The organism is Odoribacter splanchnicus DSM 20712 (assembly GCF_000190535.1).
GTDB classification, from domain to species: Bacteria; Bacteroidota; Bacteroidia; order Bacteroidales; family Marinifilaceae; genus Odoribacter; species Odoribacter splanchnicus.
In genome coordinates this window covers 2,032,587-2,046,133 of the sequence record NC_015160.1, presented here as the reverse complement: position 1 = coordinate 2,046,133, position 13,547 = coordinate 2,032,587, and the positions used below count along the sequence as shown (strand labels likewise).

Genomic DNA, 13,547 nt, shown 5'->3' with positions numbered 1-13,547 from the left:
AATGAGCACATCAGCACATAAATTTTATCCCATAATCCAACGAGCCTTTCTACCCAATAACCGGTACATCAGGGCTGTGAATCCCCACGCACACAGGAAAATAAGAATTGCCATTACCGGCACCTGTAGCGGAATCGGCAGATTGAAATTACCGATCAGTAAAAAGGCCGGGTCGACTGGAAAGTAATGTACCATGTAAATGCCGAAACCACATTTCGTGATATTGGCGAGCGAACGGATGAGGGCGGGCGTAGAGACGACTACTTTTTGCAAAGCCAGAAAAACCGCCAGAGTCATACATAACACGTTAGGGCTGCAAAAAGTGAAAAATAATTCCATATCCGATTCGGTAGCTGCCGGATTATGGGCTGCTGCACTAAAACCGGTAAAAGTGACGGAATAGCCGGCTGCAAATAAGAGAGCGGATAGAAGCAGTGTTTTTCCGACGGACCAGGAATTTCCTTGTTTGACATAATGCCCGAGCAGGAGATAACCGTTGAAGCCTGCAAAATAATATCGTGTCCCGAATTCGTTCCAGGTGGCGGTGCCATAGAGATAATGCGAAATATATTCGCCCATATACGGGAGAAATAAGCTGATCACCCAAATCCACAAGTAAGTTTGTTTCATTTTACGATCGGCCTTATCGATCCAGGCTGAGAAAAAGGGCATATACAAATAAAGTCCGATCAAAAGGTAAATGTACCACATATGATTCTCTTTAAAGGAGAAATTGAAAGGAATCATGGCGATGTCTTTCAGCGAATCGCTGAAAGACTGGGATTCATTTCCTTGTACATAACAGAAAAAATCGCCTATAATGGATTTCGGAAGTCCGACTACTCCTGTAAACCATGGGAATAAGTTGTAAAGCACCGACCATATCAAAAAAGGAAATAATACCCGGAAAATTCTTTTCTTGTAGAAAACGCCTAACGGTTGTTGACTAACCGGAAGTAAGAGTAATCCGGTCATCATGGCAAACAGGGGAACCGACGGACGAAATAATGAGCCGTATACAGAAGCCCGGAATTTATATTCGGGTAGGGTTCCCAGGGTCGGGGAGATGTAAAAGGGATCGATACAATGTACGCCGATCACCATAAGCATTGCTGTAAGCCGGACGATATCCAGCCATACGATGCGTGAAGGAGAGGGTAAATCGTGATTCATGTTATTCATTATTTGTTATTCGTCTGATTATTTAACGTCGCAAAAGAATGAAATATTTGTCTCAACTTCCGTGAAATATTGGCCAATAACTAATAAAAATTGGTCATACCGGAAAAAATTCTGTATCACTTCAAAGTTAAAAATGTTAAATCTTGTCGAATAGAAAAGGAAATGAGCGATTATGCGTTTACTTTTGTATAAACATAAATCGGTGATGAAGAGGATTTTATTCATGATTATATTAGGGCTGGGAGGACTGATGCCGGTAAACCGGACATTAGCCCAGAGAGCTGTCGACTTGTTTCAGGCTTATAGTTGGGAACAGGCTAGTTTGCAGGCAGCCCGGGAAAATAAGCTGGTTCTGGTCGAAGTGGGACCGATCGACCTGAAAGTGGAGAGAGGAATACAGACGAAACCCGATCTGGTGAATTATTTGCAGCGGAATGTGATCGCAATCCGGCTGAATGCGAACGATACGAAAAACAGTGGATTTCAAACGCGCTTATTGATGTACGAGCCTCCCCTGTTTGCTTTTTTTATGCCTTATGGAGATTTGCTGGAAATGATAAAACCGGGGGAGGTACTTCAAGATCCTTCTGCTTTAAGAGAAACACTCGAAAAGGCGAAGGAACGGGCTGCAGTGAAAAAAAGAAATAGCCGCTCTGTTCGTTTCGAGGATTTGCCGTTCGAAGAAGCTTTGGCAAAAGCGGAGGAAGCGGAGCAGCCGGTATGTATTTATTTTACCGCCGACCGGTGTCAGGCTTGTTTGTTATTGGAGAAAAACGTGTTGAACCTGGACGAGGTGGCCGATTATTACAATGACCATTTTGTCAATCTGCGGGTGAATACCTCGCGGACACAAGAGTTGGCCCGGCGATATGGGATAAAACAGTGTCCTGCTTTTCTGTTTTTGAATGCCAAAGGGAAAGTGATTTACCAGGATGAAGGGGCGGAAACAAAGGAGCAATTGCTGGACAATGCTGCTCTTGCTTTGAAAAAAGCCGGAGGAATTTCGTTTCAGGAATTATCGGATGAGGAGGCTCGGGCTAAAGCGCAACAGGAGAATAAACCGGTGTTTATCGATTATTATATTCCGGGTGGTGCACATAAAGAGATGTTGCGTACCGTATTTGCCGACCCGGAAGTGGCTGCCCTTTTCGAGCAGCAGTTTGTCAATGTAGCCCGCGAATCGGGTCAGGCGGTGTTGGTTTTTACGGATGCGGGGGGAAACGAATTGCACCGGGTGAGAAATATCATGAGTCCCGAAGATTTGCTGCAGGAGGCCCGGATGGTGTTGGAAGGAAAAGGATTGGCCGGAATGGAGAAGGAATTCCGTCAGGGAAGTCGCCGGCCCGAATTTCTGAAGAGTTATATGGCGATGTTGGGGCGGGCTGATAGATACAGGGAAGCCGGAGAGATTGCGGCGGTTTATTTTTCGGCTTTACCTTCGGATTGTCTCCGGGATGCTGAATATTGGGATATTTTCGACCGCTATTATATGCTTGCCGATACAGACCTTTTTCAATATGTATTGACTCACCGCAAAGAATTGTACGACCTTTACGGAGAAGATAAGGTTCGGAAAAAGATAGCGGCGGTCTGGATTGCCGGGGCTGAAAATTTTGTTCAGGACGGCGTTTTTGATGAGGTCGGTTTCAAAGCTTATACCAAACGACTGAAAAAAGAAAAAGTCGAAGAGTGGCGGCAAATTGTCCGGAATGCCCGGATGCATGCTGCCGAACGCACCGGGGACTGGCGTACATTCGTCGATTTGGCAGAGGAAAAATGGTACGAAGAAAAAATTCCCGATGCCGAATTGTACAGCTGGGGAGTGAAAATCAATGAAAATTGTCCTGACGAAGCTATTCGCTACAAAGCGGCACACTGGTTTGTACAAGCAGCTCAGGAAATGGAACGAAAAGAACGGGTCACCGGAAAAGTAAGCATGAGTTCATATAAAGGCTTTTTCGAAAAACTGGCGGACGACCTGGTGGGAAAAAAGTAATTGCGTTTGTGTTCTAATCGTTGAAGCTGAATTTGACACGATTGACAATGGAACGTCCCAAAGTCAGCTCGTCGGTATATTCCAGATCATTGCCGATAGAGATGCCTTTGGCAATGGTGCTGATGACGAGATCTTCTTTATTCTTCATTTTTTTGAAGATATAATAGCCGGTAGTATCTCCTTCGATGGTGGCACTGAGGGCAAAGATGATTTCCCGGATCGGTTCCTGCTCTACCCTTTCAACTAAAGAAGTAATGTGCAGATCGGCAGGACCGATACCGTCCATTGGAGAGATGATTCCTCCGAGCACATGGTATAAACCGTTGTATTGTGAGGTGGCCTCGATCGATAAGATGTCTTTGATGTTTTCTACGACGCAGAGCGTCGTGTTATCTCGTTTCGGGTCTGAACAGATCTCGCAGATTTCACCGTCGGAAATATTATGACATCGACGGCATTCCTTGATGTTTTTCTTCAGGTCACCGATACTTTTCAAAAAGTCGTCGACTTCCTGCACATCTTTCTTCAGAAGATGTAATACGAATTTCAGAGCTGTTTTACGCCCTACTCCCGGCAGGGAAGCAAACTGATCGACCGCTTTATCTAATAACCTTGAAGAATTCACCCTTTTTTCCTTTCTCCTTTTTTCTTTCTCCCCCTCACTCCTCCCTCAAACGAATATCTTTCACTATCATCTGAATATCGTTTTTCCCCATAAATTCATTTTCCTGGAGCGTATAACAGATATCGAAAAATCCGCCGGAGTTCACTTTATCATAGAGATGCCCCATGCCGAAACCGATGCCGCTCCGGTCGTTACAGGCCCTGGTATCGTCGACAATGACCAGTTTCAGGTGTTCGTTGTTACGTCCCACCCGTTTGGTGCCGATGAAGTTTGTTACTTTCTCGGTCATGAAGACCGGGATGGTATTGTTGGGACCGAACGGGGCGAATTTTTGCAGCATATGATACAGATCGGGAGTGATATCGGTCAGCTTGATTTTAGCGTCGATATTGATCTGAGGGGTCAACATTTCATCGTCGATCGTTTCCCGGACAATACGTTCGAATTTTTGTTTGAACGGTTCTATATTTTCGATTTTCAAGGTCAATCCGGCAGCATATTTATGCCCGCCATAATTCTCCAGAAATTCACTGCATTGCGAGATAGCGTAATACAGATCGAAACCTTCGACCGACCGGGCTGAGCCTGTCGCCAAGCCGTTCGATTCGGTAAGAATGATCGTCGGACGATAGAAAGATTCGGTCAGGCGTGAAGCTACGATCCCGATCACTCCTTTATGCCAGTTGGCATTGAACAATACGGTCGTTTTTTTCGACGGTTCGAGTTCCGATTGGTTGATGTGACGAATGGCTTCCTCAGTGATATCGTGATCCAGTTTTTTACGTTGGTCGTTGAAAGTATTGATATCCGAAGCGATACCGGCAGCAGAGCATTTCTCGTCGGCTGTCAGTAACTCCACCGATTTCCGGCCTGATTCGACCCGTCCGGCTGCATTGATCCGGGGACCGATTCTGAAAACGATGTCGTTGATCGTAATTTCTTTATCGATCCCGGAAATTTTTATAATCGTTTTTAATCCCAGACTGGGATTGGAGTTCAACTGCTGTAACCCGAAATAGGCCAGAATCCGGTTTTCTCCCGTGATCGGGACGATATCGCTGGCTATGCTGACGCATAACAGGTCCAAAAGCTTGTAAAGCTCCGACATCGGAAGATTGTGCTTCAGACTATGTGCTTGTACCAGCTTGAAACTGACCCCGCATCCGCTCAGCCATTTGTAAGGGTAGGGACAATCCGGACGTTGGGGATCGAGCACCGCAATGGCTTCCGGCAACGTATCTCCCGGAGTATGGTGGTCACAAATGATGATATCCACCTGTCTGGAATTGGCATATTTGACTTTTTCGACTGCTTTGATTCCACAATCGGTGATCAGCATCAATGAAAAACCGTTTTCTGCGGCATAGTCGATTCCTTTGATCGATACCCCATATCCTTCCGTATAGCGGTCGGGGATGTAGTATTCCAGATTATCGCTGTTACAGTGGTGTTTCAAATACTTGTATAGCAGGGATACTGCCGTCGTCCCATCGACATCGTAATCTCCGTATATCAGTATTTTTTCATCTTGGGCGATCGCCCGGTCTAAACGTTCTACTGCCTTGTCCATATCTTTCATTAAGAAAGGATCGTGCAGCATATTCAGGGATGGATAAAAAAAAGATTGTGCCTGTTCCGAACTAGTAATACCCCGTTGCAGCAGTAAGTTCGCTATAACGGGGTGACAATTTAGTTTTTTTGAAAGTTCCTCTATCTTAGTAGCCTCCGGCGGAGTATTGATGACCCATCTTTTTTTCATTATACTTTTTTCCAATTCTGCTACAAAGTAGCGGAAATTCCTTGTTATTTCAAAGTGTAATCTAGATTAATTTCATATAACAAAATCTGAAAATTGAAAATATAAAATTAAGAAGCTCTGTTACAAAAATTTGCACGATTCGTTTTTTTTATTCAGAATTGCATTCTCCGGATTATGAATGCCATGTATATTTGCTTTGTCTCCCCCTGTCCTATTCAGTGCGATAACTCTCACATCGGAGTATCCGGGAGGCAGTCTCAAGAGATGGGACATTTCCAGATGCATCGGCTAAGTTTCCTCCCATTTGTTTGCAGATGTCGGGAAATTTCACTTATATTGCATAGAAGTTGTGCATACGATACTTGTGAATCAGAGAATTATGTGTTATTAATTTGTTGGATATCAAGAATATGTGCAATTTTTTAAACATAGATATTTTAACTTTTTTATTCCGTTAACGAGTAGTGAATGTATTATTTTTTTTTACTTAAGAAATTACAATTTTACAAATTTGCCCAAATAAAGGTTCGTTTAATTTAGTCGAAAGTTTATAAAGTTTATAAAGTCCTTGGTCTCTGCGGGTGCTTGGTCTATTGACAAGGAATAATTGACAATCGACAAGGATGAATCACAGTCTTAAGTTTATTCTATCGAATTATAAATCAATGGATATACATTTAATTTTCCTTTCTGCTTTTCTTTATTAATCTGTTTTTTCATGGAAGCGAAGCTTCCGGTAATTCTCCATGATCAATTGTCATCTGTCGATTATTCTTGTTGCAGATTCCCGCAAAAAGAATCGAACGAGTATTGTTGTTCTCACAAAGAAGAAAAATTTTAGGGAATTGCAGGCTTTGGAATGGGCGGAAAATGCGCATTTTGGAAGCGAAAAAAGAGAAACGGAGAAAAACGAGCGAAGCGTTTTTTAGGGTGATTTTTCCGCGCGTTAAAATATGTAAATTTTCGTTTTCATACTATAAAGACCAAAGAAAATCGGGACGATTGCGCCATTTTACAAATGTAGGTTTATTTTTTCTTTCTATTCCGATTCCGGGTTTTGTGCCGTCAGACCGGTTCGCCTGGAACGGTCCGGTAAGGCTTTCCTTCACTGACCGGCGGAACTCCTCGCAAGCTCGTCAGACACCACCGGTCGGGCGTTCGGAAAACCTAACCGGACCCTCGTTCCTGCTCCAATGGTCTTCCGCCACAAAACCCTGCATCTTCCGTCAGCACTACAGGACAAAGAAGGAAAGTTTTATTGAATGAAAGGGCAGGCCACCCTGACCGGAGTACGGATACCTGGGTTACCTGACCGGATTATTTCTATAAAATACCGATGGCTGAATTAATCCCTCATGTAAGGGTTCAGAAAAACAGCTGTTTGATAGAAATTTATACTTTTCAGGTCACAGTTCGTTTCCTATGTAGTGATAACGTAAGTCGGAGGTGTTCGTGTTCGGGGACCATTGGAGCTCTGTCGAGTGTCGTCTTGCTTTTTCTGAACGCCCGACCGGTGGTGTCTGACGAGCCTGCGAGGAGTTCCGCCGGTCAGTGATAGAAAAAGGTAGACGACCGACAGAAGCGACCGGGGCCCCGAACACGAATACCGAAGACGAACAAGTAACAAAATAAACCTACATTTTTTTCGGGCGGTGTACATTTGTAATGTGCATTTTAGGGGCTGGGTGTCTGATGTATTGGTGCGAAGCCGTGCGTAGCGTTCCAGGAGCGACGAGCGAAGCAAGGAGAGAGAAACGACGGTTTACCAAAGTGAATAAGCAGTCATTGGACTAAGTCCAATGCTGAATTTTTATATGGTTGATTTTTAATAGATTAGAATCATGTATGTATGCAAAAAGTATACTTTTGGTATACTGATTTTTTGTAAGTGACTGTATTATTGTTTATTATGGTTGTTTTTTCGGTATGCAAAGACCTATGCACTTCTTTTTCTAATGATATGCAAGGTATGTTTTTGTACGTACAAAAACGTTAGGGAAACATTTATATCAGTGTCTATTTGTCGGAGGTCTTGCATCTATCCGGCTTGCCGGTTCCTGTATGCCGGGGTATTAGGCTCCCCATACTTTGTTGTGCGTTTTTTCTATTTTCCGGCACGAAGGTAGCTACGCACGCCGCATTTGTAAAGGGGCGTTTCACTCTCCGGGTAAAAAATCTCCTGTGCTCGCTTCGCTCGTGCGGTATTTTTTACCCTTCGCCCTTGACAAATACTCTGTGCTTCGCTGGCAGGTGTTTAGGAAAAAAGAAAAAAAATGTTGTTCTTTGGCGGGATGTCCGCTTTGTCATTTTGTTACCGGGATTTGTCCGCATGGTGGGAGACCCGCCCCGATCAGCCGGACACGCAATATCATTTTGTAATAACCGGCTAGCTGTTTTTATGGTGTAACGCTCCGATATTGCTTTCTTTTTGATAGATATGCAAATGCAAGAAGCCCCCCGGCGAAAACCCCGCCGGAGGCAATTATAGAAAGTCTGTGTATCATTTCCACATTTTGTGGAAATGATACACAGATAACAGTTCTTCAATAAATATATGTGTTTTTTTTGTATGCTTTTGATTATCAGGTATATATGACTTGTTTATTTGTTTGGCACAATGTTTGTTCTTTGTCTTTCAGAAACCATATGTTAAATATTTAAATAGATTGGATTATGAAAAAGGTATTATTTGCAGTAGCACTTGTTATGGGATTGGGTAGTTCAGTGGCATTCGCCGGCAACATGGTATCGGATGTTGAGATTGTGGTAATGGTGAACGATTATAAGCCAATCGAGGTAAAGGATCTGCCGCAGGCGGTTCAGGACACGATCAAGAAGGATTTCGCAGACCTGACAATCAAGGAAGCCGCAGTTGAGGAAAGCGAGGAAGGCACAAAGACCTACAAGGTGACATTTACCGATGCAGAAGGCACGGACAGCGAAGTGTTCTTCAACGAGAAGGGCGAAGTCCTGAAATAAAGCAAATGAACAGCAAAAAGAGAATTCAATTAAACTGTGTCAGCAAAATTAATATTTTATTGCTTTGCTGATACAGTTTGTTTTACAGCCCCTCCGGTTCCGGTGACTTGTAAGGCTTGAAAGCAACCCGAACCTCCTTATGCTCATCGATGACGAAAGTCTGCTCCGGCTTCACAGAACGAATAATGACGCCATTGACTTTCCAATACATGATTGTCCATGATTTGGAATGGGTAGCACGAAAATGCACCGTTGTGCCTTTCGCTATTTCAGCCGGAGAGATCAATTCTCCTATCTTTTCCGCAGCCGTATTTTCCAACTCCGGTTTAGCCGAAAGCTGACCTTCACCCTGATCCACACCAAATGCCAGCACTACTTTTTCCACTGCGGGAGGAAGAGGAGGATCTTCATCATTGTCACAAGAAACCGCAAATAGCGTAAGCCCATACAACAAAACAACGACAAAAGAGAGATAACCGATCTGTCTCATTAAGCCGGTTTCTTTTTTTTCCATAGCAGTTTTCATAAGCTTATTTTTTTGTTTACGACCGCATAAAGATAACAATTTGTTGGCTAAAAGGGTTTATGAACCTTTTATTTTTTTGCCTTATTATCTTAAAATTCAGTGTTTATGAAATACCAATTTTCGTACACGTTAAAGTCATATTTTGCAGTAGTCATAATATAACTTTGAATAAGATCTTTTTTTACTATTGCCATATTTATCAATGTTTTGCGCAAATATAAATATCAAAAACGAGTTATACAAATAAAACTCGCTGATATTATAAAATAGTATTCAAAAACTCGCAGTTAGTATTCAAAAACTCGTAGTTAAGTTTTGATTTGTTCTTATAATCATCTGTGTATTAATAATTTCGTTCGATATTTTTAAAGATTGATAAGCATATAACAGGTTATGCTTTAAAACAAGTCAAAGAAATTTTAAGAGATCAAGAAAAACGAAAATAGCCTAAAAACGAGTTTTTGAATACTTGTGAAAGCAAAGCAAAAGCCAAGCGCAGCGGGGTGAATTGAGCGAATTTCCCTGCGTGTTAAAATATGTTTAATTGTGACTTTTTGTGTATAAAAAGAGAGGCTTCCGGGATGCGTTTTCGCTCCCGGATTTGATATAACATTTTGTTGTATAGTTAGTTACCATAACGCAACTTTACCCATGCTTCCGATTTCAAGTTTAGCACTTATTCCCATAGCCTTAAAAACTCTTGCAATGGTGGAAAAGGTTAAATTCTTACCGTTTTCAATTCGGGAGATTTGAGCACGCTGCACTCCTATCAGATTGCCTAATTCCTCTTGGGTTAGGTTCTTCGACTGGCGAGCCTGTTTAATGGCTTCACCAATTAAGGAAGAGTTTAGATCAGCTTCAAACTGGTCTCTTTTGGGAGTGCCTTTTTTCCCTATGTGCTTATCTAATATTTCTTCTTCTGTATAAAATTTCATTGTTTCCATACGCTTTATTTTTTTGAATTAAAATATGCTTTTCTAATATCTTCGGCTTTCGCTATTTCCTTGGGTGGTGTTTTTTAGGTTTTCTTTATAAATCCATGTGTTGCAATAACAAGGGTATTTGTTCCGTTATCTTTATCCCAAAAAGCCAGCAGCCTGTATTTTACTTTGTTATAGAATGTTCTGAACTCCCATATATCCGTATCGTCTAACTTTTTAAAGAGTTCCGGATCTATCACAAACTTGGCTTTGGCAATATTATAGATAATTTTGTCTTTAATCTTTGTTGGTAAGTTGTTCAGAAAATCATCTGCATCTTTTGAGTAGAGTAGATGATTTTGAATTTAGCCTTTTCTTCCATAAGTTGTTGTTTTTATGGTGCAAAGATAATCTTTTGTTTCCATATAGCGAAACAATTTCTATTTATTTTATACAGCCTGTTGTGTCGTTTTGGCGTGTGTTTTTTGTTTGTGGAATAGGTTCTTTCTTAGTGCTTTGCCCGGCTCTCCCCGTCCCCCTTGTACGATGCAAAAGTACCCTTTTGCCGTACCGCAGGGGAGGGTGTTCGCCGGATGCAAAGCAGCCGAAAGAACAGCAAGAGGAAACGGCACTACGTACCGTTTTTTCCTCTTGCCCTACGGGGTTATGGCTGAAAATCAGTCGTTTAATAATAGATTAGCCAATGATTTACTAATTGATATAAAAACTAATCCATTGGAGTTGATTAAAGTGCGGAAAAATGTATAAGATTGCTTCTATTATCTGCTTATTTTAGTATATTTGTGCTTTAAATAAGTGCGGATAAATGTATTATACGCTGTTTTTACATGTATAAAAATGCTGTTTGTAGATGAAAAGATTTATTTTGCAACAACTTATAGAATGGAAAAACCGTGAGGATAGAAAACCTCTGATTTTAAATGGTGCCCGACAAGTTGGGAAAACATGGCTGCTCCATGAGTTTGCCAAACTTGAATACAAAAAAGAGGCTTATGTGGTATGCCGTAAGAATAACCTTGCACGCCAGCTTTTTTCTCAGGATTTCAATGTTGACAGAATTTTACGGGGGCTGCGTGCGATGACTTCCGTTGACATTACTCCGGGTGATACGCTTATTATCCTTGATGAGATACAAGATATCCCGGAAGCACTGGAATCTTTGAAGTATTTTAAAGAGGAGGTTCCGGAGTATCATATAGCTGTGGCAGGTTCACTTTTGGGGATATCCCTTCATCAGGATGTGTCTTATCCCGTAGGGAAGGTAAATGTCATCAATATATTTCCTATGAACTTTGAAGAGTTTCTTGTCGCCAAGGGAGAAGAAGAAGCTTGTAAATTGCTTATGAGTGGGGATTTTGAAACGATAAGCCTCCTGCATGACAAATATACGGATCTCCTTCGGCAATATTATTATGTAGGTGGTATGCCGGAAGTTGTACTCAAATATGTAGAAACGGATTCCTTGCTGGAAGTCAGAAGAATACAGTCGGAGATTTTGCAAGGCTATGATCTTGACTTCTCAAAACATGCGCCCAAAGAACAGGTTCCGCGTGTCCGAATGGTATGGAACAGCATTCCTTCCCAATTATTTAAAGAAAACAAGAAATTCATTTACGGAGCTTTGCGAAAAGGTGCCAGAGCCAATGATTTTGAGATGGCCATTCAATGGCTTGTAAATGCCGGGTTGTTGTATAAAGTGCCTCGATGTACCAAACCGGAGCTTCCGCTTGATATTTATGAAGACCTGTCGGCTTTCAAACTCTATATGGTTGATTTGGGGCTTATGGGTGCTATGGTCAAGACAGATCCGGCCCAAGTCTTGATTAAAAACGACATATTTAAGGAATACAAGGGAGGAATGACTGAACAGTATGTATTGCAGCAGATGAAAAGTAAGGGCGTGTCACCGATTTATTACCATAACACAGACAATTCGCGTCTTGAGTTGGATTTTGTTATTCAACGTAATGCCCAAATGGTGCCGATAGAAGTGAAGGCCGAAGGGAATGTCCGGGCCAATTCGTTGACAGCATTACTGGGAAAAAGACCGGAATTGCATGCGGAGAGATTTTCTATGTTGCCTTATAAAGTACAGGGTAATCTTACAAATTTTCCGCTATATGCAATATAGGTGTATCCTTTTCCCATGCCGGTCATACCGTTAGAACTGATTGATAAGTATGATGCGTATGTTGGCCGGTATGTCTATCTTTGTGGCAATGAAAACAGAGAGAGGATTGATTTACGCCTTGTTTTCCGGGACGGAAAGGAGATTGGCACGGATGATCTGAATCTGTATTATAATTGACGTGACGGCCTGAATGTCCCCCGGATGAATGTTCGGGGGATTTTTTTTCTTTTGGGCGTTCCCGTGGGACGGTCGGGCTTTACGTTTCAAGTCCTCGCCTAAAGGCTGTGGGCTTTACTCTGCAATCCCTAACGCATGGCTGAAAACTCCTCTTGCCGGTGGTGTTCTTCTTCATACAGCCTCATGCGTTCTTGTAATGCTTCTTTTAAATTGTCGCTTTTTTTCAGTCCGAGTTTGGCACGTATGTTCGCTCGTTGGCTGGTTATGTTTCCGCTACTCCGATGTAATAATTCGCATATTTGGCTGACGGTCTTGTCTTGCAGTATTAAACGGCAGATGTTTAATTCGGACGGGGATAAATTGGGATATATTCTCCTGATTGTATCAAGTTTACTTTTTTCCTTTTTCTGGTATGCGGCAAGGGCTGTAAAAAGATTTTCTTTGGATTGTTCCCCTATTATGTTTAACAGGGAGCTTGTCTTTTCTTCCGGGTTATTCTCGCTTAACAACTCGGCGAACGCGAATAGTTCTTCCTTTTTCATTTGGAGACGTTTCAAAAGCATTTCCTCTTCCTCTTTTAGCAAGTTGCTACTTTTTAGCAAGCTGCTGATATTACTGTGTAAGGATCTTCCTAATAAGGGGATCATGGTGTATATGATGATGATCAAAGGCAGATAACTGTATAGGAACGGTTCGTCGGTGATAAGTGTGCAGATTGTATAGGAAGCTATGGTAAGGGAGGACAATAGGATGGAGATATTACTCATATAGGCACAGATGGAAAGCATGGTAAATAAGAGAGAGATAGTAATGTTACTCATTATCAATGCTCTTTGATAACTATATTCATATCCGCTACATATTGAGCAATAAATTATTTCGATAAAAATCTCGATATGTATGGCTATCAGTATAATGGAAAAGGTCGTGGTCAGATTTACTCTCTTTTTAAAATAAGCGAGAGTGCACATAATGATAAACAGGAATAATACGCTGTTAATATAATAAAACTGTTCATTGGGAAATGGAACTGAATATATGTATATGGGTGCGCATAAGGCCAGCATGAGCAGGGATAGATGAAAGACACGTTTTTGTTGATACGTTATTATCATTTCGCTTTCTTTTTTGTCGTAAGTTTGAGTTTTTATTGAACTTAGAAAAGTAGCGGCTTTTGTGCTGAATTTCATGTGTTTTATTGTTTTAAGTGTTATTAAGTATAATGTTTCCT

General features: G+C 41.7%; 9 protein-coding genes and 1 pseudogene. 3 read left to right on the top strand and 7 right to left on the bottom strand.

What is annotated here, in order from left to right; all coding sequences use genetic code 11:
- Nucleotides 1–24 precede the first annotated feature (24 nt).
- Nucleotides 25–1,173, bottom strand: a complete 1,149-nt coding sequence (locus ODOSP_RS08545) for an acyltransferase (RefSeq protein WP_013611936.1) — start codon at nucleotides 1,171–1,173, stop codon at nucleotides 25–27.
- A gap of 214 nt (nucleotides 1,174–1,387) precedes the next feature.
- On the opposite strand from ODOSP_RS08545, the gene ODOSP_RS08540 reads away from it, so the two are divergent.
- Nucleotides 1,388–3,178 (top strand): thioredoxin family protein, encoded by a 1,791-nt coding sequence (locus ODOSP_RS08540; protein ID WP_157741837.1) that lies wholly within the window; start codon nucleotides 1,388–1,390, stop codon nucleotides 3,176–3,178.
- 13 nt (nucleotides 3,179–3,191) lie between these two features.
- On the opposite strand, the gene recR is transcribed toward ODOSP_RS08540, so the two are convergent.
- Nucleotides 3,192–3,803, bottom strand: a complete 612-nt coding sequence (gene recR / locus ODOSP_RS08535) for a recombination mediator RecR (protein ID WP_013611934.1) — start codon at nucleotides 3,801–3,803, stop codon at nucleotides 3,192–3,194.
- A 34-nt stretch (nucleotides 3,804–3,837) separates the two neighbouring features.
- Nucleotides 3,838–5,562 carry a single-stranded-DNA-specific exonuclease RecJ gene (gene recJ / locus ODOSP_RS08530; protein ID WP_013611933.1) on the bottom strand — a complete coding sequence of 575 codons (1,725 nt, stop codon included), beginning with the start codon at nucleotides 5,560–5,562 and terminating at the stop codon, nucleotides 3,838–3,840.
- 2,673 nt (nucleotides 5,563–8,235) lie between these two features.
- Here recJ and ODOSP_RS08520 point away from each other — a divergent pair.
- The gene (locus ODOSP_RS08520; protein WP_005783170.1) at nucleotides 8,236–8,541 is read left to right on the top strand and encodes a hypothetical protein; all 306 of its coding nucleotides are present in this window, start codon (nucleotides 8,236–8,238) and stop codon (nucleotides 8,539–8,541) included.
- A gap of 82 nt (nucleotides 8,542–8,623) precedes the next feature.
- On the opposite strand, the gene ODOSP_RS08515 is transcribed toward ODOSP_RS08520, so the two are convergent.
- From ODOSP_RS08515 to ODOSP_RS19235, 3 genes and pseudogenes are all read right to left on the bottom strand, one after another.
- A complete protein-coding gene (locus ODOSP_RS08515; protein WP_013611931.1) occupies nucleotides 8,624–9,067 on the bottom strand; it encodes a hypothetical protein in 444 nt (147 codons plus the stop codon).
- 629 nt (nucleotides 9,068–9,696) lie between these two features.
- Complete coding sequence (locus ODOSP_RS08510) at nucleotides 9,697–10,011, bottom strand: helix-turn-helix domain-containing protein (RefSeq protein ID WP_013611929.1); 315 nt, start codon at nucleotides 10,009–10,011, stop codon at nucleotides 9,697–9,699.
- Nucleotides 10,012–10,016: 5 nt separating this feature from the next.
- Nucleotides 10,017–10,369 (bottom strand): annotated as a pseudogene (locus tag ODOSP_RS19235) (type II toxin-antitoxin system RelE/ParE family toxin).
- 489 nt (nucleotides 10,370–10,858) lie between these two features.
- On the opposite strand from ODOSP_RS19235, the gene ODOSP_RS08505 reads away from it, so the two are divergent.
- Nucleotides 10,859–12,139: an ATP-binding protein gene (locus ODOSP_RS08505; RefSeq protein WP_013611928.1), complete on the top strand. Its 1,281-nt coding sequence runs from the start codon at nucleotides 10,859–10,861 to the stop codon at nucleotides 12,137–12,139.
- A gap of 305 nt (nucleotides 12,140–12,444) precedes the next feature.
- Here the strand turns inward: ODOSP_RS08505 and ODOSP_RS08500 are convergent, their stop codons facing one another.
- Nucleotides 12,445–13,506: a helix-turn-helix domain-containing protein gene (locus ODOSP_RS08500; RefSeq protein ID WP_007756689.1), complete on the bottom strand. Its 1,062-nt coding sequence runs from the start codon at nucleotides 13,504–13,506 to the stop codon at nucleotides 12,445–12,447.
- Between the last annotated feature and the right edge of the window lie 41 nt (nucleotides 13,507–13,547).

Bases quoted from the DNA above. Each gene is read 5' to 3' on its own strand.
- ODOSP_RS08545 (WP_013611936.1), bottom strand. From the start codon at position 1,173: ATGAATCACGATTTACCCTCTCCTTCACGCATCGTATGGCTGGATATC.
- ODOSP_RS08540 (WP_157741837.1), top strand. From the start codon at position 1,388: ATGAAGAGGATTTTATTCATGATTATATTAGGGCTGGGAGGACTGATG.
- recJ (WP_013611933.1), bottom strand. From the start codon at position 5,562: ATGAAAAAAAGATGGGTCATCAATACTCCGCCGGAGGCTACTAAGATA.
- ODOSP_RS08520 (WP_005783170.1), top strand. From the start codon at position 8,236: ATGAAAAAGGTATTATTTGCAGTAGCACTTGTTATGGGATTGGGTAGT.
- ODOSP_RS08515 (WP_013611931.1), bottom strand. From the start codon at position 9,067: ATGAAAACTGCTATGGAAAAAAAAGAAACCGGCTTAATGAGACAGATC.
- ODOSP_RS08510 (WP_013611929.1), bottom strand. From the start codon at position 10,011: ATGGAAACAATGAAATTTTATACAGAAGAAGAAATATTAGATAAGCAC.
- ODOSP_RS08505 (WP_013611928.1), top strand. From the start codon at position 10,859: ATGAAAAGATTTATTTTGCAACAACTTATAGAATGGAAAAACCGTGAG.
- ODOSP_RS08500 (WP_007756689.1), bottom strand. From the start codon at position 13,506: ATGAAATTCAGCACAAAAGCCGCTACTTTTCTAAGTTCAATAAAAACT.